This is a genomic window from Streptomyces sp. NPDC000229, assembly GCF_040300825.1.
Classification (GTDB): domain Bacteria; phylum Actinomycetota; class Actinomycetes; order Streptomycetales; family Streptomycetaceae; genus Streptomyces.
The window spans coordinates 37,127-57,748 of sequence record NZ_JBEPEL010000045.1; the positions used below are offsets into that span (position 1 = coordinate 37,127).

A 20,622-nucleotide genomic window follows, 5' to 3' on the forward strand; every position below is an offset into this window, starting at 1 on the left:
CGGCACCGGGGTTCGGTCTGCGGACCGATGTACCGCCCCGTCCCGGAAACCATCATGGAGACATGACCACAGCCACCCTCCACAACGCCTCCGGAGCCACCGCCCTCGGCGCGACACGGCACCCCGCCCACCGCCTCGGCAACGCCCTGCGCGCGATCAAGGTGTTCGCCGAAGCGGCGTTCGGGGTCGTCGTCCTCGGTGAGTTCGCCGAGGAGGCCGGCGTCAGGCGCCGCTGAGATCGGGCGCCGCTGAGATCAGGCGCCGCTGAGATCCGGATCCGCGTCCCGGGAGAACAGCTCGTCCGCGTCGACGATCCGGTACGCGTACCCCTGCTCGGCCAGGAACCGCTGGCGGTGCGCCGCGAAGTCCTGGTCGATCGTGTCCCTCGCGACCACCGAGTAGAAGTGCGCCTGGTGCCCGTCCGCCTTCGGCCGCAGCACCCGGCCCAGGCGCTGTGCCTCCTCCTGGCGGGACCCGAAGGTCCCCGACACCTGAATGGCGACGGTCGCCTCCGGCAGGTCGATCGAGAAGTTCGCCACCTTCGACACCACCAGCACGCTGATCTCACCCTGCCGGAACGCCTCGAAGAGCTTCTCGCGCTGCGCGTTGGGCGTCTCGCCCTTGATCACCGGCGCGTCCAGGTGCTCGCCCAGCTCGTCGAGCTGGTCGATGTACTGGCCGATGACCAGGATCTGCTGGCCGGCGAACTTCCGCACCAGCGCCTCCGCGACCTTCTGCTTGGTCGCGGTCGTCGCGCAGAAGCGGTACTTCTCCTCCGTCTCGGCGGTCGCGTACGCGAGCCGCTCGCTGTCGGTGAGGTTGACCCGCACCTCGACGCAGTCGGCGGGCGCGATGTACCCCTGCGCCTCGATCTCCTTCCAGGGCGCGTCGAACCGCTTCGGACCGATCAGCGAGAACACGTCCGACTCGCGGCCGTCCTCGCGCACCAGCGTCGCGGTCAGGCCGAGGCGCCGCCGCGCCTGGAGGTCGGCGGTGAACTTGAAGACCGGCGCGGGCAGCAGGTGCACCTCGTCGTAGACGATCAGGCCCCAGTCGCGGGAGTCGAACAGCTCCAGGTGCGGGTAGATGCCCTTCCGCTTGGTCGTCAGCACCTGGTAGGTGGCGATGGTGACCGGGCGGATCTCCTTCTTCGTCCCGCTGTACTCGCCGATCTCGTCCTCGGTCAGCGACGTCCGCTTCACCAGCTCGTGCTTCCACTGGCGGGCGGAGACGGTGTTGGTCACCAGGATCAGGGTCGTCGCCTTGGCCTGCGCCATCGCACCCGCCCCCACCAGCGTCTTCCCCGCGCCGCAGGGCAGGACGACGACGCCCGAACCACCGTGCCAGAAGCCCTCGACGGCCTGCCGCTGGTACGGGCGCAGCGCCCAGCCGTCCTCGGCGAGGTCGATACGGTGCGCCTCGCCGTCCACGTACCCGGCGAGGTCCTCGGCCGGCCAGCCCAGCTTGAGCAGCGTCTGCTTGATCTGGCCGCGCTCCGAGGGATGCACGACGACCGTGTCGGGGTCGATGCGCGCGCCGACCAGCGGCTGCACCTTCTTGGAGCGGAGGATCTCCTCCAGGACCGGCCGGTCGGTGGTGGTCAGGACCAGCCCGTGCGTGGGGTGCTTGGAGAGCGTGAGCCGCCCGTAGCGGGCCATCGTCTCGGCGACGTCCACCAGCAGGGCGTGCGGCACGGGGTAGCGGGAGAACTCGACCAGCGCGTCGACCACCTGCTCCGCGTCGTGCCCGGCCGCCCGCGCGTTCCACAGGCCCAGCGGGGTGACCCGGTAGGTGTGGATGTGCTCGGGCGCGCGCTCCAGCTCCGCGAAGGGAGCGATGGCGCGTCGGCAGGCGTCGGCCTGCTCGTGGTCGACTTCGAGCAGCAGTGTCTTGTCGCTCTGGACGATCAGGGGTCCGTTCACGCCTCACCCTTTCCTGGCGGCCTCGGTGTGTGGCCAAACATCCAGTGTTACGCATCGGCGGCGTAAGCAGCCGGGCCGCGGTGGATGAGTAGCCGCACACGGGGACGAGGAATAGGCGTGGCGTGGACGGTGAGGTGCCCGCCCGTGACGGTCAGATCAAGGGGCTGTTGAACAGCGGGCCCTCGATCTGGAGATCGGCCAGGGGGCCGCCGATCGGCGGCAGGGGGGAGGCGGCGGCGGGGGTGGCGAGCGCGGTGAACAGCAGGGTGGCGCCCGTCAGCAGGAGGGCGATACGTCGGCTCATTGCGGTTCCTCATCCGTGGACGGCGCAAGGGGACGGGCCCGCACCTTCCGTGGTGGTGCGGGCCCGGTCGCGGCGGGGGCGGGCGGTCAGAGCGTGACGCCGCCCCCGAGATCGATGCCGATGGCGGCGGCCTGGGTGGTGATCGCGGAGAGGAACGCGGCGGTGGTCAGCAGGACGGTGGTGACTCGACGACGCATGGGACGACCTCTTTCCTGTGGTGCCGTTCGGGACGTCTCGTGGCTGCCCACGCCGCACCGGGGACATGCGGAAGGTCCCCCTGTGGTGGGATATGGGTCACTCACGGGCGGTAAATCCGCCGCCCGGGCGCATGATCCGCCGCAGGGCGGGATCAGGTCGGGTCGTCGGCGAGTTCCGCCACACCCGTGATGCGGTGCAGCGGGTAGGTGCGGACCTCGTCCGCCGTGTGGTCGTACGCCGTGACGAAGCCGCCCTCCACCCGGACCGGCGCGATGACGCGCTGGCTGGCGGCGCCCTCGGCGTTGACGTAACCGATCCAGACGGCGGAGCCGGTCATCGCGGCGGCCTGGACGGTGGCGAGGGTCTCGGCGGCGGAGGTGCGGGGCGGCTCACCGTCCCCCGCCGCGCGGCCGGCCGGCTCCTGCTTGCGGACGACCGTGGAGGCGAGGTCACCGGCGCGGATCGCCTTCACGGCCGCGCCCAGCAGCGTGGCGTCCGGCTCGGGCGGCCCCTCCGGCACCGGCGCGGGCGCCGTGCGCGCCGGGGTGCGGTACGTGTGCGCCCGGGTGATCAGGACGTCGCCCTCCGCGGACTCGGCCGCCGGGGCGAAGCCCATCGACCGCAGCCCCTCCAGGAGTGTCGCGGGGTCGGCCTGGGCGGCCAGCACGGTGGGCGCGAGGCGCCGCAACCGCAGGGACGCCGACCGCTTGTCGGCGAGGATCTCGCCCAGCACGGCGTCGTCGTCGCAGCGTACGTAGGCGGAGGCGGCGCCCACCCGGAGGTGGCCGTGCTTCCGCGCGACGTCGTCGATGAGGTAGGCGAGCGGCTGCGGAACCGGCGTGCGGGAGTGGGCCGCGAGGAAGGCGTGCAGGTCGGCCGCCGCCTGCCCGGCGTCGAGGGCGCGGCGTACGGAGGCGGGCGTGAAGCGGTACACCGTGGCGCCGCCCTTGGACTCGACGTCCGCGACCACAGCCAGCATGTCGGCGAGCGGGCGCTTCAGGGGGCCGGGGGCGACGGCCGTGAGGTCCGCCTGGAGCAGTACGTGGTCGACCGGCTCGGGCAGCAGCGGCGCGAGGAGCGCGGCGGCGCCCGCGTGGGTCGCCGTGGCGGCGTGGGCGGGGCGGCGGCCGTTGTACGCCTCGGGCGCGGGCACGGCCGGGCCGGGGACGGTCGCCCTCCGCGGCTGGTCCTGGGCGTGCCCGTGGGCGTCCTGGGCGTGCCCGTGTCCGTGCGGGTCGGCGGCGTGCCCGTGCGCGCTGGTGGTGTGCCCGTGGGCCTCCGGGGCGTGCCCGTCCACCGGGTGGTCCGTGCCGGGGGCCGGGGCGCCGGGCAGCAGGGCCCGGCCGTGGGCCGAGAGGGCACCGCGGCCCGTCACGCCCAGCAGTTCCGCCTCCGTCAGCGTCCAGCTCGCCAGCCGGGCGCGCAGGTCCGCGCCCGCCTGCCCGGCGCCCCGCCCGTCCCGCAGCGGGCGTTCCCAGCGCAGCCGGGCCAGCAGCGTCTCGGGGTCAGGGGACGCCCCGGCCGGGAGCCCGGCCAGCAGCGTCAGCACCCGGCGGCGCACCTCCGGCGCGGCGCCCCGGTCGAGGTCGGGTCCGAGCGCCGCGAGCGTGCGCCCCTTGGCGTCCTGGGAGCCCACCAGGCCCGGCGTACGCGTCGCGGCCAGCCACGCCCCGGCGAGCCGCGCCCACCGCTCGGCGGCCGGGAGGGCCAGCCACTCGTCGAACGCGGGCGTCGGCGCGTACCGTTCGTCCGCCTCCCCGTCCGGCGCGACCAGCCCCGCCGCGTACGCCACCTCCAGCCAGAACGCGGCCACCTGTTCCGTGACGTCCAGCGCCACCGCCGTCCGCTTCAGGTCCCGTACGGACATGCCGCCCGCGCGCAGTACCGCAGGGCCGCCCTCGTTCCACTCCTTCGCGAGTTCCTCGATGGTCGCGAGCGCGGTGTACGCCTGGCCCGCCGCCGTACTGTCCACAACCTGTGGACGGTATTCGCGGGCGGGCGTGACGGCGGGCGGCACCGGCTCGGGCACCCGGTGCGCGCGCCCGGCGCGCAGATGCAGCGCCGCCTCGCGCGGCAGCACCACCGTGCGCGCCGTCGCGGGCAGCAGCAGGCCCCGGTCGCGCAACCAGCGCACCGGCGGCGCCGGGTTCGGCGTCACCTCGCCGTACGGCGGCCCCCACACCAGCCGGTCCAGCACCCCCAGGGCCTCCACCGGCGCGGTGTCCAGCAGCGCGCCCATCCGCTCCCGGTCCGTGAACAGGTCCGTCAACGCGGCGACCGCCGACACCGGATCGTGTGTCGTCGGCAGCCCCGCCGTCGCGATGATCTCCTGGAGCCGGGTCGGCGACATGCCCGCCGTCGCCTCCGCGACCGTCGGTCCGAGGCCCGTGGGGGAAGGGTGCTGCGGCGAAGGGGCCAGCACCTCGCGGGCGGTCCGCACCAGCCGGAGCCGGTCGTCGTCGCCCCACAACAAGGCCTGTTCGCGCAGGGTTCCGACCGCGCGCGGCAGCGCCGCCACCACCTCCGCGTCGCCCTCGTCGCCGGCCATCAGCCCGAGCAGTACGGGATACGGGGCCGGGTCCGGCGCCACAGCGAGCGCCTCGGCGGTCTGGAGCGTGAACCGGTCGAGCCGCTCCAGCGCCCGTACGACACTGGCGCGGGTCCCGGCCCGGGTGGCGAGCTGGGTCAGGTCGCTCGGAACGGGAACCAGCAGGTCGGGACGGGCGCGCAGCAGCGCGGCCAGGCCCTCGTCACCGCGGGCCCGCAGAGCCTCCGCCAGGGTGCGCGGAGCCGCCGTACCGCCCATGCCTTCGGTTCCTGCGGCCACGTGCGCCTCCCGATCGAGCTCACCGGTCCCCATCCGGACCACGTTAGCCCCTGCGCAGGCGCTAACGTCGTGACGGTGGGGATCGAGAGCGACCAGCTGGTCTTCGACTACCTGAGCCGGGTGGGTGACCTGGCCCAGCAACACCACCTGTCCTCGCAGACGCGGATGCGGCTCGTGGCCTCGCTGCGCGCCGAGATCGACAGCAGGCGGGCCAAGGACGACAGCCCCGGGGCGGTGCGCGGCATTCTCACCGCCCTCGGCACGCCGGACGAGGTGGTCGGCGCGGCCGCGTCGGGCGGCGGTGGTCCGGCGGGCGCGGCCGCGTCCGGCGGCGACGGTCCGGCGCGCCCCGCCGTACCGGTGCAGCGCACACCCCGTACGCGGTTCCGCCGACGCCCCGACGCCCCGGAAGTCCCGCCCTCGCGCGAGACGCCCGCGGCGGAGGCGTGGAGCCCGCACCTGGCCGGCATGGACGAGGTCGGCGTGTCGGTGGAGCAGCCGGACTGGTGGCGTGTCCAGGAGGGGCTGCCGCCCGGGTTCCAGGGCGGGGTGGAGATCCCCGACATGCTGAAACCCCCGCCGAAACCGCAACCGGAAGCGGTCGACCCGGCCCCTGACCCGGCCGCGGTGCCGGACGCTCCCGAGGCGCCCCCGGCCCCGGCGCCGGCGCGCCGCCGGCTGTCCGTGCCCCGACTGCGGCTCGGCCACCCCATGCTCGTGGCCGCCGCGGTGCTGCTGGTGGCCGGCGTCGTCCTCGGCTCGTGGCTCGCCCTGCTCGGCGGCTGGCTCCTCGCGTACGCCTCGGGGCGCCTCAGCCGTGCGGAGGCGAAACTGGCGGTGTTCGGCCTGCCGGGGGCCGTCGCCGCGGGCACCGCGGTCTGGCTGTGGGGCCGCCTCGACCGCCGCTGGGGCGACCCGATCGCGCCGGGCGGCGACGCGATGGGCGAGGCGCTCGGCGCCGCCTGGCCCTGGACCCTCCGCGCGGCCGCCCTCGCCTCCGCCCTCTACCTCCTCTGGCGCGCCCGCCGCACCTGACACCCGGAGCCGCCCGGGCGTGTCGGCCCCGCACGAGCGGGGCCGGTCCGAGCAGGTGGCCGAAACCGGCCGACCGGCACAATGACCCCCATGGTCCCCACTCCGACGGTCGGCTTCGACCTCGACATGACCCTGATCGACTCCCGGCCCGGCATCCACGCCGCCTACCGGGCGCTGTCCGCCGAAACGGGCGTGTGGATCGACGCCGACCTGGCCGTCACCCGCCTCGGACCGCCCCTGGAACAGGAGCTGGCGCACTGGTTCCCGGCGGACCGGATTCAGGAGATGGGCGACCGCTACCGGGAGATCTACCCCAGGTACGCCATCGAGCCGACCCTCGCGATGCCGGGCGCGAAGGATGCGATTCAAGCCGTTCGCGCGGCGGGCGGCCGGGCCGTCGTCGTCACCGCCAAGCACGAGCCGAACGCCAAGCTCCACCTCGCGCACCTGGGAATGGAGCCCGACGCGGTGATCGGCTGGCTGTGGGCCGAGGCCAAGGCGGAGGCACTGCGCGAACACGGCGCGAGCGTGTACGTCGGCGACCACATCGGCGACGTGCGCGGCGCCCGCACGGCCGGCGCCCTCGCCGTCTCCATACCCACCGGACCGTGCGACGCGGACGAGCTGCGGGCGGCCGGCGCGGACGTCGTCCTGCCCGACCTGACCGCCTTTCCGGCCTGGTGGGACGCCTACAGGGCCGACTTGGCCTGACGGCGCTGGGCCGCGATCGAGCGCAGCACGCCGGCGCCGGCGATCACGAAGCCGACGCCCATCAGCATGCAGACGGCGTACGCGATCGGCGGGAACGGATCGGTACCCAGGAACAGGGGGGCGACCGTGACGAGAGTGGCCACGGCACCGACGATGAAGACGATCCCGCCGGCACGGACGAGGCCGTCGCCGGGGGCGGCGCCGCTCGCGGGGGTTTCACTATGCATTCGGCCAGGGTAGTTCCCTGGCCGGAGGAACAGACCGGCGACGTCTTGTCAGCAGCCGCTGGACCATTAGCCTTGGTCTTGGCGGGCCGTGCGGCCCGCTGTAGTGCTATCCAGAGCCAGTTTTTTATCGAGTACGAGGACGAGGACAGACGTGCCTACCGGCAAGGTCAAGTGGTTCAACAGCGAGAAGGGCTTCGGCTTTCTCTCCCGCGACGACGGCGGCGACGTCTTCGTGCACTCGTCGGTGCTCCCTGCCGGAGTCGAGGCCCTCAAGCCCGGCCAGCGCGTCGAGTTCGGCGTGGTCGCGGGCCAGCGCGGTGACCAGGCGCTTTCGGTGACGGTCCTCGACCCGACCCCGTCGGTCGCGGCGGCGCAGCGGCGCAAGCCGGACGAACTGGCGTCGATCGTCCAGGACCTGACGACGCTGCTGGAGAACATCACCCCGATGCTGGAGCGCGGCCGCTACCCGGACAAGGTCCACGGCAAGAAGATCGCCGGCCTGCTGCGGGCGGTCGCCGACCAGCTGGACGTCTAGGGCCTCTCGTTCGGATCTTGCTGGGCTCGTGACGCCTGATCCAAACGAAAGACCCTGGCTCTCCCGACCCGCCTCCGGCCACCGGCCGGAGGCGGCCGTCACACGAAGGACAGCGCGTCGGGATCCAGGGCGGGGCGGCCGTCAGGGGAAGGACAGCGCGTCGGGCTTCAGGGGCGGGACGAGGCCCTCGGCCGCCGCGCGGGTCAGCAGGGCGCGGACCGCCGCGTAGCCGGCTTCGCCGAGGTCGGCCGTGAAGGCGTTGACGTAGAGCCCGATGTGCTGATCGGCCACGGACCGGTCCATCTCCTGGGCGTGTTCCCGTACGTACGGGCGCGACGCCTCCGGGTCGTCCCAGGCCATACGGACCGATGCGCGCGCCGACTCGGCGAGCAGCTTCAGCGTGTCCGAGCCCAGCGAGCGCTTCGCGATGATCGCGCCCAGCGGGATCGGCAGCCCCGTCGTGGCCTCCCAGTGCTCGCCCATGTCGGCGAGGCGGTGCAGGCCGTACCGCTGGTAGGTGAACCGGGCCTCGTGGATGACCAGGCCCGCGTCGACCCTGCCGTCCCGCACGGCGGGCATGATCTCGTGGAACGGCATCACCACGACCTCGCCGACCCCGCCCGGGACGACGTCCGCCGCCCACAGCCGGAACAGCAGGTACGCGGTCGAGCGTTCGCTCGGCACCGCGACCGTGCGGCCCGCGAGATCCAGCCCCGGCTCGCGGGTCAGGACCAGCGGCCCCACTCCGTGGCCCAGCGCGCCGCCGCACGGCAGCAGGGCGTACTCGTCCAGGACCCACGGCAGCACGGCGTACGACACCTTCAGGACGTCCAGCTCACCCCGCTCGGCCATCCCGTTGGTGATGTCGATGTCCGCGAACGTCACATCGAGCGCGGGCGCGCCGGGGACGAGGCCGTGTGCCCAGGCGTGGAAGACGAACGTGTCGTTCGGGCAGGGGGAGTAAGCGATCCGCACGGGGGTCACAGGTCCTCCAGGAAGACGGTGGTGCCGAGCAACTGGAAGGTGCGCCGCAGGGACTCCAGCGCCTCGCCGATCCGCCAGGCGGCCCGGTCGCGCGGGCCGACGGTGTTGGAGACGGCGCGGAGCTCGACGACGGGTACGCCGTGGGCGGTGGCCGCCTCGGCGACGCCGAACCCCTCCATCGCCTCGGCCCCGGCGCGGGGGTGACGGGCGATCAGCTCGGCGGTGCGGGCGGCGGTGCCGGTGACCGTGGACGCGGTCAGCACCGGCGCGACGACGTGCCGCTGCCCGCCCTCGTGGAGGGCCTCGGCGATCCGGCCGGTCAGCCCGGGCGGCGGCAGGTGGACGGAGCGGCCGAAGCCCAGCTCCTCGACGGCGACGTACCCCTCGGGCGTGTCGGCCCCCAGGTCGGCGGCGACGATCGCGTCGGACACGACGACCGCCCCGAGGGGCGCGTGCGGAGGGAAGCCACCGCCGATGCCGGTGGAGACGACGAGGTCGTACGCGTACGGCGCTGCGGCGAGCGCGCTGGTCGCCGCGACGGCCGCGGCGGCGGGGCCGACGCCCCCCGCGACGACGTCCACGACCGCTCCGTCCGGTGCGGCCCCGAGGATCACGGGCGCCGCCCCGGAGGCCTCCGGAGCGTGCCGTGCCGGCGGACCCGCGGCGCGGGGGCCGGGTGCCGGACGGTGCAGGCGCGTCACGGTGCGGCCCGACGCGAGGACGCGCGGGGCGGACGCCGCGTAGCCGTCGAGGCCGGCGGTGACGGAGTCCGACTCCGCTGCCACCGCCGTCACGACGAGGACGCGCAGGGTCAGGATTCCTTCTTCAGCTCGAAGTGCCAGATGCCCGTCAGCTTCTTGCCGCTGGTCTCGACGATGCTGATCTGTGCCGAGTTCGCGGTCTCACCGGTCTGGCTGGAGAGGAACGCGCTGGCCGGGATCGACCGGTACGTCTTCTTGTAGGGCTCCTGCTCGGCGCGCTGGCCGCCGATGAACAGCGTCCAGCCGTTCTCGGCGATCTCGGGGTCGACGCCGAAGCGGATCCGGTCGTCGGCCGAGACGGTGATGGTCTTCTCCGCCTTCTTGTCCAGGCAGGTCTGGATCTGCGACTCCTTGATCGCTTCGCCGTCGTTGTAGCAGGTCGCTTCGGCGTTGACCGAGTCGGACCCGACCGTCACGGTCGCGAGCGGGGTCGGCTTGGAGCCGCATGCGGAGAGTACGAGGAGTCCGGCGGAGACGGCACCCAGAGCGACGCCGGCCCGGCGGGCCTTACCGGAAGTGAACGCAACGGTCATGGCTCGAAGGCTATACGCCGCCCCGTGTCACGCCGCGCGGGGGTGCGGCGTGCCGCGCCGCGCGGCCGTCAGCAGGCCCCGTACGGTCACCGCCACGCCGAGCGCCAGGATCCCCGCCGCGACCGACATGCCGAGCGTGCCGTTCAGCGGCAGGGCGATGCCGATCGCGCCGCCGACCACCCACGCCATCTGGAGCAGCGTCTCGGAGCGGGCGAACGCCGACGTCCGCACCACCTCCGGCACGTCCCGCTGGATCATCGCGTCCAGCGACAGCTTCGACAGTGCCTGCGACAGCCCCGCCACCGCGCCCAGGGCCGCCACGGCCACCCCGCCGAAGAACACCGCCGCCACGATCGCCGCCGTCATCGCGAGCGTCACCATCGCGGCGACGATCAGCTCCGGCGCCCGGGACCTGAGCAGCGCGCCCAGCGCCGTACCGCACGCGTTGCCGACGCCGGCCGCCACACCGACGATGCCCAGCGACACCGCCGCGCTCTGCCCCGACAGCGGGTGCTCCCGCAGCAGGAAGGCGAGGAAGAAGATCAGGAAGCCGGACAGCACGCGGTGCGCGGCGTTCGCCTGGAGGCCGTGCAGGACGGACGGACCGACCGTGCGCAGGCTCGGTCTGCGCTCGCCGTGCGTCAGCATGTGGGCCTTGCGCTCGCCCTTCGCCGAGTCCACCTTGTGCGGCATCGACAGCGCCAGGAGCGTCCCCCCGGTGAACAGCACGCACGCCCCGTACAGCGGCCACTGCGGGCCGATCTGCTGCAACCCCACCCCCATGGGGGCGGCGATGCCCGTCGCGAGCAGGCCGGCGAGGGTGACCCGGGAGTTCGCCTTCACCAGGGAGAAGCCGTGGGGCAGGAGTCTCGGTACGACGGCGCTGCGCACCACCCCGTACGCCTTCGACGCGACGAGCACCCCGAGCGCCGCCGGATACAGCTCCAGGTCACCGGTGGCGACCGCGCCGGACAGGGCGATGGCGAGCACCACGCGGGTGCCCATCGCGCCTGCCATCGCCGCGCGGCGGCCGTGCGGGATGCGGTCCAGGAGCGGGCCGATGACGGGCGCGAGGAGCGTGAACGGGGCCATGGTGATGGCGAGATACAGCGCCACCCGGCCGCGGGCCTCGTCGGTCGGGACGGAGAAGAAGACCGTGGAGGCGAGGGCGACGGTGATCATGACGTCACCGGCGCCGTTCACGGCGTGCAGTTCGATCAGTTTGCCGAGACCCGATTCACCCGCGCCGTGGGCGTGTGTCGCTTTTCGGATACCGCGCGCGGTGCCCGTGAACGGCAGGTGGAGGGCACGGCCGACCCGCCGGCCCGCCCTTCGGAGCGGCCCGGCGGCCTCGGACGACCTCGCGGTTGCCACCTCGTCATAGTGCCCCAGCAGTCCCTTTGGTGAACCGTGATGAGAGCTACTTGGGGCGGGCAGGTGGGCGGCGGGCTGCGGAGGGGGTAGCGTGCGTAGCGCGCCACCGGCGGAAGTTCTCGGCCGCGCGCCTCTTCGGCATCCCGCAGAATGGATGACGATAGGTGTGCCCGAGACACGTCGGGCGCGGACGTCGATGCGGCCCGTTGGTCCGCTCCGCCCGCCGCCCGTACATCGCGAATCGGCCGGCGCATCTGTGAGACGGCGTAGGAGATGAGCGAGACCTGTGAGTGCTGCGACGACGCGAAGCCGTACTGCGCGTACCCCCGCCCCCGACCGCCTGTGCGCCGAGGCGGTGGACCTTGCGCGGGAGGCGGCCGCCGAGGTGGCCGCGCCCGGGGTGGTGGGCGAGCACACCGGCGTCGTCGCAGAGGGCGACCGGGTCGTCACGCACTTCTTCGAATGCCGTGAGCCCGGCTACCGGGGGTGGCGCTGGGCCGTGACGGTGGCCCGCGCGTCCCGCGCGAAGGTCGTCACGCTCGACGAGACGGTCCTGCTGCCGGGGCCCGACGCGCTGCTGGCCCCGGAGTGGGTGCCGTGGAGCGAGCGGCTGCGCCCGGGCGACCTGGGCCCCGGTGACCTGCTGCCGACCGAGCAGGACGACCTCCGTCTGGAGCCCGGGTACACCGGCGAGGACGTCCCGCCGCCGAACTCCCCCGTGTCGGAGGAGATGGCCGAGCTCGTCGAGACCGAGGACGCCGACCTCGTCACCCGTACGCCCTCGCGGGGATCCATCGCGGCCGTCGCCGAGGAGCTGGGCCTGCGCCGGGCGCGGGTGCTGTCGCGGTACGGGCTGCACGTCGCGGCCGACCGGTGGGAGGAGAACTTCGGCGCGAAGACCCCCATGGCCCAGGCGGCCCCGGCGCCGTGCGTGTCGTGCGGGTTCCTGATGCCGCTGGGCGGGTCCCTGAAGCAGGCGTTCGGCGTGTGCGCCAACGAGTTCTCGCCGGCCGACGGGCACGTGGTGTCCCTGACGTACGGCTGCGGCGGCCACTCCGAGGCGGCCGTCATGCCCAAGCCGCCGCGCCCGGCTCCGCCGGTCCTGGACTCGATGGGCGCCGACGAGTTCCCCCTGCGTCCCGCCCGCGACAGCGGCTCGGTGCCCGCCGTGTCCCCGGACGCCGCCTCCGAGGACCTCGGCCACAGCTAGCCCTCCCGCCGGGCGGGTGCGCCTCGCGGCGGGTGCGCCCCGTGCGGGGCCAGGGGGTTTGCGCGCCCGCGTGGGGTGTTCGGGGGCCGGGTCCTGCGGTGACCCCGCAGCGGCCCAACGGCGACCGACCCCGCAGGGGCGACCCGGCCCGGGCGCCGCCCCGGGTGTACCAGTCGGCCCCGGGGGCCGAGGCCCTGGTTCGGCTGCGGCACGCGGTACCTTCGGGCCCCGGAACATGCACAGCCGAAGAGAGCGGAGCACGACGTGAGCGTGAGGGCGACGGCGACCGATGGGGCCGACCCGTTCGGGACCGCGCGACTGCGGCGCGGGGTGCTCGACGCGTGGGGCGCGGGGCCCGCCCGGTTCCGGGAGGACGCCAACGCCGAGGAGGACCTCGCACTCGGCGGCTACCGCGACCGGCTGGTCGTGGAGCTCGCGCAGAACGCCGCCGACGCCGCCGCCCGCGCGGGCGTGCCCGGCCGGCTCCGGCTGACCCTGCACCCGGCTGACGCGGACGGCCCCGCCGTACTCGCGGCCGCCAACACCGGCGCGCCCCTGGACGCGACCGGCGTCGAGTCGCTCAGCACGCTGCGCGCCTCCGCCAAGCGGGAGGGTCACGAGGGCGCGGTCGGCCGGTTCGGCGTCGGGTTCGCCGCGGTGCTCGCGGTGAGCGACGAGCCGGCGGTCGTGGGCCGGCACGGGGGCGTGAGGTGGTCGCTGCGCGAGGCCCGCGAGATGGCCGCCGAGGCCGCGCAGGCCAGCCCCGGCCTGGGCGACGAGCTGCGCCGCCGCGACGGCCACGTACCGCTGCTGCGCCTCCCGCTGCCCGCCGAGGGCACCGCACCGGAGGGGTACGACACGGTGGTGATCCTGCCGTTGCGGGACGCCGCCGCCGTGGACCTCGCCGAACGGCTGCTCGCCGGGATCGACGACGCCCTGCTGCTGACCCTGCCTGGCCTCACCGAGGTCGTCGTCGAGACTCCGAAGGGCACGCGGACGCTCACGCGCCGACAGCAGGACGGGTACGTCCACATCGACGACACGGACGGCGGCACCCGGCGGTGGCGGACCGTCAGCCACCAGGGCGCCATCGACGCCGAGCTGCTCAAGGACCGGCCCGTCGAGGAGCGGCTGCGGCCGCACTGGGCGGTGACCTGGGCGGTGCCCGTCGACGGCGAGGGCGCCCCCGCCCGCCCCCGTACCGCGCCCGTGGTGCACGCCCCGACGCCCACCGACGAGCCGCTCGGCATCCCGGCCCTGCTCATCGCCACGTTCCCGCTGGACACCACCCGCCGCCATCCGGCGCCCGGTCCGCTCACCGACTTCCTGGTGCGCCGCGCGGCCGACGCGTACGCCGAGCTGCTCGCCGACTGGCGGCCCGTGACGACGGGCACGATCGACCTCGTGCCGGGACCGCTCGGCAAGGGCGCCCTGGACGGGGAGATCCGGGGCGCCGTGCTGGAGCTGCTGCCACGCGTGGCGTTCCTGGCCCCGGCGGCGGCCACGGAAGAGCTGACGGCCCTGCGCCCGTTCGAGGCGGAGGTCGTGGAGGGCGCGGGCGCCGACGCCGTACGCGTCCTGGCGGAGGTCCTGCCGACGCTGCTGCCCGCCGGCCTCGAGCGCCGCACCGAGCTGCGCGCCCTCGGCGTGGCCCGTCTCTCCCTCGGCGACGCGATCGACCGGCTGGCGGGCACCGAGCGCACCCCCGAGTGGTGGCACCGGCTGTACGAGTCGCTCGCGGGCGTCGACCCCGACCGGCTGACCGGCCTTCCCGTGCCGCTCGTCGGCGGACGTACCGCCACCGGCCCCCGGCACGTCCTGCTGCCGCTGCCGGACACGCCCACCGACCTGACGCGGCTGGGCCTGAAGGTCGCCCACCCGGACGCCGCCCACCCGATCCTGGAGAAACTCGGCGCCCTGCCCGCCACCCCGCGCGCCGTGCTCACCACCCCGCAGGTGCGGGCCGCCGTCGCCGGATCGCTGGACGCGGGCGACACCTGGGACGAGGAGGCCCTGGACGCGGACGAGCTGGCGGACACGGTTCTCGCCCTCGTACGCGACGCCGGTCTGGAGCCCGGCGACGAGCCGTGGCTGGGGGCGCTCGCGCTGCCCGACGAGGACGGCGAACTGGCGCCCGCCGGTGAACTGGTCCTGCCGGGCAGTCCGTTCGCCGCCGTCATGCGCGAGGACGAGCTGGCGCTGGTGGACGCCGAGCTCGCCGAGCGGTGGGGCGAGCAGCCGCTCGCCGCCTGCGGGGTGCTCGCGGACTTCGCCCTCGTACGGGCCACGGACGTCGTCCTCGACCCGGACGAACTGGAGCCCCGCGACGGGGACTTCGCCGAGCCCGACGACGTCGGCCTGCTGGACGCCGTCGACGTGTGGTGCGAGGACGTGCTGGACCGGCTGCCCGAGACGCCGGTGCCGCCGGTCGCGACCGAGATCGTCGCGGTGCGGGACCTGGACCTGGTGGACGACGACGCCTGGCCCGAGGCGCTGGCGCTGCTCGCCCGGCCGCCGCTGCGCGACGCGCTCACCCAGCCGGTGCGGGTCCTGCTGCCGGACGGGACGACCGAGACGGTCCGCTCGTACACGGCGTGGTGGCTGCGCGACCACCCCGTGCTGGACGGCCGCCGCCCGGCCGGGCTGCGGGCCGCCGGGGTGGACCCGCTGCTGGAAGGGCTGTACGACTCGGTCGACATCGCGTCCGGCTTCCAGGACCCGCAGGTGCTGCGCGCCCTGGGCGTGCGGACCTCCGTCGCCGCACTGCTGGACGAGCCGGGCGGCGCGGCGGAGCTGCTGGGGCGGCTCGCCGACCCGGACCGTGAGGTGACCGCCGCCCAGCTGCACGGCCTCTACACCGCCCTCGCCGACCTGGACCCCGAGCAGGTGACCCTCCCCGACGAGCTGCGCGCGGTCGTCGACGGCGAGGTGCGGGTGGTGGACGCGGCCGACGCGCTGATCGCCGACGCGCCCGACCTGTTGCCGCTGGTCGGGGGCCGTGCGCTGCTGCCGGTGGCCCCGTCGCGGGCGGCGGACCTGGCGGAGCTGTTCCAGGTGCGGCGGCTGAGCGAGGAGGTCGAGGCGGAGGTCACGACGGACGGCGAGGAGCACGACGTACCGGAGTCGGTGCACGCCCTGCTCGGTCCGGCCACGCCCGCGACGTACGTCGAGCACGAGGAGCTGCGCGCGGGCGGCGTGGAGCTGGACTGGCGCCGCACCCCGGACGGCACCGTCCACGCGGCCACCCTGGAGGGCGTCGCGGCGGGCCTCGCCTGGGCGGCGGGCCAGTGGCCGCGCCGCTTCGAGGTGGCGGCGCTGCTGGAGGACCCGTCCCGTACGGCGGAGCTGGCCCGGGACCGCTGGTTCGACTGACCGTCCGCCCGAGGGGCCTACGCCGGGAACCTGCGGTCCACCCACCGCCAGGCCAGCTCCACCGTCGCGGCGCCCGCCGCCGCGACGGCCACGGCCAGCCAGGGCATCGTCGTGCCCACCAGCCGCAGGGCGAAGAAGTCCTGGAGCCAGGGCACGACGAGCACCAGCAGGAACGCCCCGCCCATGACCGCGACCAGCGCGATCCGCCACCACGTGTAGGGCCGGGCGACGATCGCCAGTACCCACATCGACACCAGGAACAGGGTGAGCGTCGCCGCGCTGGTCTCGGCGCTCAGCGCGTCCGGCCCGCTGTAGTGGGCGCGGGCGAGCAGGTACGTCGCGAAGGTCGCCGCGGCGGCGACGATCCCGCCCGGGATCGCGTACCGCATCACCCGGCGTACGAAGTGGGGCTTCGCCCGTTCCTTGTTGGGCGCGAGGGCCAGGAAGAAGGCGGGCGCGCCGATGGTGAGGGTGGACAGCAGGGTGAGGTGACGGGGCAGGAAGGGGTACTCGATGCCGCTGCACACCACCAGGATCGCCAGCAGCACCGAGTAGACCGTCTTGGTGAGGAAGAGCGTCGCGACGCGGGTGATGTTGCCGATGACGCGGCGGCCCTCGGCGACGACGGAGGGCAGGGTGGCGAAGCTGTTGTTGAGCAGGACGATCTGGGCCACGGCTTTCGTCGCCTCCGAGCCGGATCCCATGCTGACGCCGATGTCCGCGTCCTTCAGGGCCAGCACGTCGTTGACGCCGTCGCCCGTCATGGCGACCGTGTGGCCGCCGGACTGGAGCGCGCCGACCATGTTCCGCTTCTGCTGCGGGGTGACGCGCCCGAAGACGGCGCCGTCGTCGAGCGCCTTGGCCATCGCGTCCTGCTCGGCGGGCAGCCGGCGGGCGTCGACGGTCTGCTCGGCGCCGGGCAGGCCGAGCTTGCCGGCGACGGCGCCGACCGAGACGGCGTTGTCGCCGGAGATGACCTTGGCGGCGACGTTCTGGTCGGCGAAGTAGGCCAGGGTGTCGGCGGCGTCGGGGCGCAGCCGCTGCTCCAGGACGACGAGGGCGGCGGCGTGGGCGGTCGCGGTGACGTCGGGGTCGTCGAGCTCGCCGGTGACCTTCGCCAGGAGCAGTACGCGCAGCCCCTGCTGGTTGAGGTCGTCGATCTCGTCGAGGACGGGGTCGACGTCGGGGAGGAGGACGTCGGGGGCGCCGAGGAGCCAGGTGCTGGTCTGCCCGTCGCCCTCGCTGAAGGCGGCGCCGCTGTACTTGCGTGCGGAGGAGAACGGCAGCGCCTGGGTGCACCGCCACCGCTCGGTGTCCGGGTAGGCGTCGATGATCGCCTGGAGGGAGGCGTTCGGGCGGGGGTCGGACTCCCCGAGAGCGCCGAGGACGGTGCGTACGTACGCCTCGTCCGAGCCGCCCAGGGTCCGTAGCTCGGTGACGTCCATGCCGCCCTCGGTGAGCGTGCCGGTCTTGTCGAGGCACACGACGTCGACGCGGGCGAGCCCTTCGATGGCGGGCAGCTCCTGCACGAGGCACTGTTTGCGGCCGAGCCGGATGACGCCGATGGCGAAGGCGACGGAGGTGAGGAGGACCAGCCCCTCGGGGATCATCGGCACGATGCCGCCGACGGTCCGGGCGACGGAGTCCTTGAAGTCGACGTCCTTGACGACGAGCTGGCTGATGACGAGCCCGATCGCGGTCGGCACCATCATCCACGTCACGTACTTGAGGATCGTGGAGATGCCGTTGCGCAGCTCGGAGTTGACGAGGGTGAAGCGGGACGCCTCTTCGGCGAGCTGCGCCGCGTATGCCTCGCGTCCCACCTTGGTGGCGGTGAACGCCCCGCCGCCCGCGACGACGAAGCTGCCGGACATGATCTGGTCGCCGCGCTTCTTCACCACGGGATCGGCCTCGCCGGTGAGCAGCGACTCGTCGATCTCCAGGTTGTCGGCCTCGGCGACCTCGCCGTCGACGACGACCTTGTCGCCGGGGCCGAGTTCGATGCAGTCCCCGAGGACGATCTCCGACATGTGGACCTCGGCCGCCGTACCGTCCCGCCGGACGGTGGGCTTGGTCTCACCGATGACGGCGAGGGAGTCGAGGGTCTTCTTGGCGCGCAGCTCCTGGATGATGCCGATGCCGGTGTTGGCGACGATGACGAACCCGAACAGGCTGTCCTGGATCGGGGCGACGATCAGCATGATCACCCACAGGACGCCGATGAGCGCGTTGAAGCGGGTGAAGACGTTGCCCCGGACGATGTCGACGGTGGAGCGGGAGCTGCGTACGGGTACGTCGTTGACCTCGCCCCGGGCGACCCGCTCGGCGACCTCGGCGGCGGTCAGCCCGGCGGGCCGGTGCTGGACGGGTGGCTGTACCGGGTGGACGGGGTCGAGTTCCGCCCCCGCGTCGATGCCGGGCCTGCCGGGATCGGCGCCGTTGGAGCCGTCGGTCTCGATCTTCGCCCGCTGCGTCATGTTTTCGACGGTACGACCGTCCCCGCCCCCGCACACCGCGAGCGGCGGGAAGATCCGCCTCAGGTACGACGGGAATGGTCCCGTGGCCGTACGTCAGTCGGTGTCGCCGTGCGGCCGCTCGGCCGCCGCCACCCGCTTGAGGGCCGCGTCGCGTCTGCGGACGTACCAGATGCCGATCAGTCCGAGCCCGGCGCCCGCGAGGCAGGTCCACACCCACCAGGTGAGGTCGCGGTCGGCGAACCAGCCGTAGAAGGGGACCTGCGCCAGGAAGAGGACGAACCAGATGATCGTGCCGCCGGTGATGGTGGCGACGACGGGCCCCTCCAGGGGCTCGGGTGCCTCGTGCTTGGGGGTCCACTTCGCCATGCGCACAGTGTAGGCGGGGGCTCAAGGGCGGCTCGCGACCCTTGTGCGGGCGGGCTCTACGCGCGGAGATACCGATCTTCGCATGATGCCTTCATACTGAAACGGCTTGTGTCTGACCGGTTTCTTTCGTGTGAACGACCAAACACGACCGGTTATGACCCCTTCCCGCCCCCTCCGTACCCTGAGGTTTCGCATGCCCTCCTCGGCCACCACGCTGACGGACGCCGGTGCCCAGCCGCCGTCCTCCCAGCAGCCGACCAGCGGCCGCCTGGACCGCTTCTTCAAGATCTCGGAGCGCGGCTCCACGGTCGCCCGCGAGGTACGCGGCGGATTCGCGACCTTCTTCGCGATGGCCTACATCATCGTGCTGAACCCGATCATCCTCGGCAGCGCCAAGGACATGTACGGGCACCAGCTCGACGGCGGCCAGCTGGTCACCGCCACCGTGCTGACCGCCGCGTTCTCCACGCTGCTGATGGGCGTCATCGGCAACGTACCGATCGCCCTGGCGGCCGGCCTCGGCGTCAACACGGTCGTCGCCCTCCAGCTCGCCCCCCGCATGTCGTGGCCGGACGCCATGGGCATGGTCGTGCTGGCCGGCTTCGTGGTGATGCTGCTCGTGGCCACGGGTCTGCGTGAGCGGGTGATGAACGCCGTCCCCGTCGGCCTGCGCAAGGGCATCGCCATTGGTATCGGCCTGTTCATCATGCTGATCGGCCTGGTCGACTCCGGTTTCGTCTCCCGCATCCCGGACGCCGCGCACACCACCGTCCCGCTCCAGCTGGGCGCCTCCGGTCACCTCACCGGCTGGCCGGTCCTGGTCTTCGTGCTGGGCGCGCTCCTGACGCTGGCGCTGATCATCCGCAAGGTGCCGGGCGCGATCCTCATCTCGATCGTCGTCATGACGATCGTCGCCATGGTCGTCAACGCGGTCGCGACCATCCCCTCCTGGGGCCTGACCACCCCCGAGTGGCCCGGCAACCCGGTCGCCACCCCCGACTTCGGGCTCGTCGGCCAGGTCAGCCTGTTCGGAGGCTTCGAGAAGGTCGGCCTGCTCACGGGCTGCCTCTTCGTCTTCACGGTCCTCCTCTCCTGCTTCTTCGACGCGATGGGCACGATCCTCGGCGTCGGCGACGAGGCCAAGCTGATGGACAAGGACGGCAACTTCCCCGGCATCAACAAGGTGCTCCTCGTCGACGGCCTTGCGGTCGCGTCCGGCGGCGCCAGCTCCTCCTCGGCCACCACCTGCTTCGTGGAGTCCACGGCGGGCGTCGGCGAGGGCGCGCGGACCGGCCTGGCGTCCGTCGTGACCGGCGGCCTCTTCTCGGTGGCCCTCTTCCTCACCCCGCTCGCCACCATGGTCCCCTCCCAGGCCGCCACGCCCGCGCTGCTGGCGGTGGGCTTCCTGATCCTGGCCGGGTCGGTGAAGGACATCGACTGGAGCGACTACACCATCGCGGTGCCCGCGTTCCTGGCGATGGTGATGATGCCGTTCACGTACTCGATCACCAACGGCATCGGCATCGGCTTCATCGCCTTCAGCGTGCTGCGCCTGGCGGCAGGGCGCGGGCGCGAGGTCCCGGTGGCGATGTACGTCGTCTCGGCGGTCTTCGCCTTCTACTACGTCATGCCGGCGCTCGGCCTGACGTAACGGCCGCTTCGCCCCGCCCCCGTCGGCCCGGTCCGTGTCCCCCCACGCCCGGGCAGCGGCGGTAAACGGTGGCGTTCATCTCCTGGAGGAAGGCGACCGCGTCGAAGTTCTCCCGCCCGCCGTGTTCGTTGGGGA

At 73.7% G+C, this 20,622-nt stretch carries 17 protein-coding genes; 7 read left to right on the forward strand and 10 right to left on the reverse strand.

The genetic code is table 11. The features are described from left to right. Positions 1–62: 62 nt before the first annotated feature. Complete coding sequence (locus ABT360_RS21640; protein WP_351818801.1) at positions 63–236, forward strand: hypothetical protein; 174 nt, start codon at positions 63–65, stop codon at positions 234–236. Between the two features lie 18 nt (positions 237–254). Here ABT360_RS21640 and ABT360_RS21645 read toward each other — a convergent pair whose 3' ends face one another. From ABT360_RS21645 to ABT360_RS21655, 3 genes are all read right to left on the reverse strand, one after another. After that, positions 255–1,922, reverse strand: a complete 1,668-nt coding sequence (locus ABT360_RS21645; protein ID WP_351818804.1) for a DNA repair helicase XPB — start codon at positions 1,920–1,922, stop codon at positions 255–257. A gap of 151 nt (positions 1,923–2,073) precedes the next feature. Beyond that, entirely contained in the window at positions 2,074–2,226 is a 153-nt protein-coding gene (locus ABT360_RS21650; RefSeq protein WP_351818807.1) for a hypothetical protein, read from the reverse strand. 349 nt (positions 2,227–2,575) lie between these two features. Next, positions 2,576–5,230: a helicase C-terminal domain-containing protein gene (locus ABT360_RS21655; protein ID WP_351818850.1), complete on the reverse strand. Its 2,655-nt coding sequence runs from the start codon at positions 5,228–5,230 to the stop codon at positions 2,576–2,578. Between the two features lie 96 nt (positions 5,231–5,326). On the opposite strand from ABT360_RS21655, the gene ABT360_RS21660 reads away from it, so the two are divergent. Together ABT360_RS21660 and ABT360_RS21665 are read left to right on the forward strand one after the other, a co-directional pair. Further along, a complete protein-coding gene (locus ABT360_RS21660) occupies positions 5,327–6,286 on the forward strand; it encodes a hypothetical protein (protein ID WP_351818810.1) in 960 nt (319 codons plus the stop codon). Between the two features lie 81 nt (positions 6,287–6,367). Then, on the forward strand, positions 6,368–6,997 hold the full coding sequence (locus tag ABT360_RS21665; protein ID WP_351818812.1) for an HAD family hydrolase: 630 nt from the start codon (positions 6,368–6,370) through the stop codon (positions 6,995–6,997). Here ABT360_RS21665 and ABT360_RS21670 read toward each other — a convergent pair. Beyond that, positions 6,976–7,224, reverse strand: a complete 249-nt coding sequence (locus tag ABT360_RS21670; protein ID WP_351818815.1) for a hypothetical protein — start codon at positions 7,222–7,224, stop codon at positions 6,976–6,978. The genes ABT360_RS21665 and ABT360_RS21670 overlap by 22 nt on opposite strands. Before the next feature lie 151 nt (positions 7,225–7,375). On the opposite strand from ABT360_RS21670, the gene ABT360_RS21675 reads away from it, so the two are divergent. Beyond that, the gene (locus ABT360_RS21675; RefSeq protein ID WP_189550285.1) at positions 7,376–7,759 is read left to right on the forward strand and encodes a cold-shock protein; all 384 of its coding nucleotides are present in this window, start codon (positions 7,376–7,378) and stop codon (positions 7,757–7,759) included. 141 nt (positions 7,760–7,900) lie between these two features. Here ABT360_RS21675 and ABT360_RS21680 read toward each other — a convergent pair whose 3' ends face one another. From ABT360_RS21680 to ABT360_RS21695, 4 genes are read right to left on the reverse strand one after another with little or no spacing between them, the layout of a single operon-like run. Beyond that, complete coding sequence (locus ABT360_RS21680; RefSeq protein ID WP_444852298.1) at positions 7,901–8,728, reverse strand: 1,4-dihydroxy-6-naphthoate synthase; 828 nt, start codon at positions 8,726–8,728, stop codon at positions 7,901–7,903. Between the two features lie 11 nt (positions 8,729–8,739). Continuing rightward, complete coding sequence (locus ABT360_RS21685) at positions 8,740–9,552, reverse strand: futalosine hydrolase (protein WP_351818853.1); 813 nt, start codon at positions 9,550–9,552, stop codon at positions 8,740–8,742. Between the two features lie 2 nt (positions 9,553–9,554). Next, positions 9,555–10,037 carry a DUF2771 domain-containing protein gene (locus tag ABT360_RS21690; protein ID WP_351818822.1) on the reverse strand — a complete coding sequence of 161 codons (483 nt, stop codon included), beginning with the start codon at positions 10,035–10,037 and terminating at the stop codon, positions 9,555–9,557. 27 nt (positions 10,038–10,064) lie between these two features. Next, positions 10,065–11,411, reverse strand: coding sequence for an MFS transporter (locus tag ABT360_RS21695; protein ID WP_351818825.1), 1,347 nt, complete (start codon positions 11,409–11,411; stop codon positions 10,065–10,067). Positions 11,412–11,697: 286 nt separating this feature from the next. Here ABT360_RS21695 and ABT360_RS21700 point away from each other — a divergent pair, with 286 nt between their 5' ends. Then, positions 11,698–12,621, forward strand: a complete 924-nt coding sequence (locus ABT360_RS21700; protein ID WP_351818828.1) for a DUF3027 domain-containing protein — start codon at positions 11,698–11,700, stop codon at positions 12,619–12,621. Between the two features lie 264 nt (positions 12,622–12,885). After that, positions 12,886–15,993, forward strand: a complete 3,108-nt coding sequence (locus tag ABT360_RS21705) for a sacsin N-terminal ATP-binding-like domain-containing protein (RefSeq protein ID WP_444852297.1) — start codon at positions 12,886–12,888, stop codon at positions 15,991–15,993. A gap of 17 nt (positions 15,994–16,010) precedes the next feature. Here ABT360_RS21705 and ABT360_RS21710 read toward each other — a convergent pair whose 3' ends face one another. Both ABT360_RS21710 and ABT360_RS21715 read right to left on the reverse strand, forming a co-directional pair. Continuing rightward, positions 16,011–18,470, reverse strand: a complete 2,460-nt coding sequence (locus ABT360_RS21710) for an HAD-IC family P-type ATPase (RefSeq protein WP_351818831.1) — start codon at positions 18,468–18,470, stop codon at positions 16,011–16,013. A 93-nt stretch (positions 18,471–18,563) separates the two neighbouring features. Continuing rightward, positions 18,564–18,836 (reverse strand): DUF2530 domain-containing protein, encoded by a 273-nt coding sequence (locus tag ABT360_RS21715; protein ID WP_351818834.1) that lies wholly within the window; start codon positions 18,834–18,836, stop codon positions 18,564–18,566. A gap of 193 nt (positions 18,837–19,029) precedes the next feature. Between ABT360_RS21715 and ABT360_RS21720 the strand changes: the two genes are divergently transcribed. Further along, a complete protein-coding gene (locus tag ABT360_RS21720) occupies positions 19,030–20,487 on the forward strand; it encodes an NCS2 family permease (RefSeq protein WP_351818836.1) in 1,458 nt (485 codons plus the stop codon). Positions 20,488–20,622 lie beyond the last annotated feature (135 nt).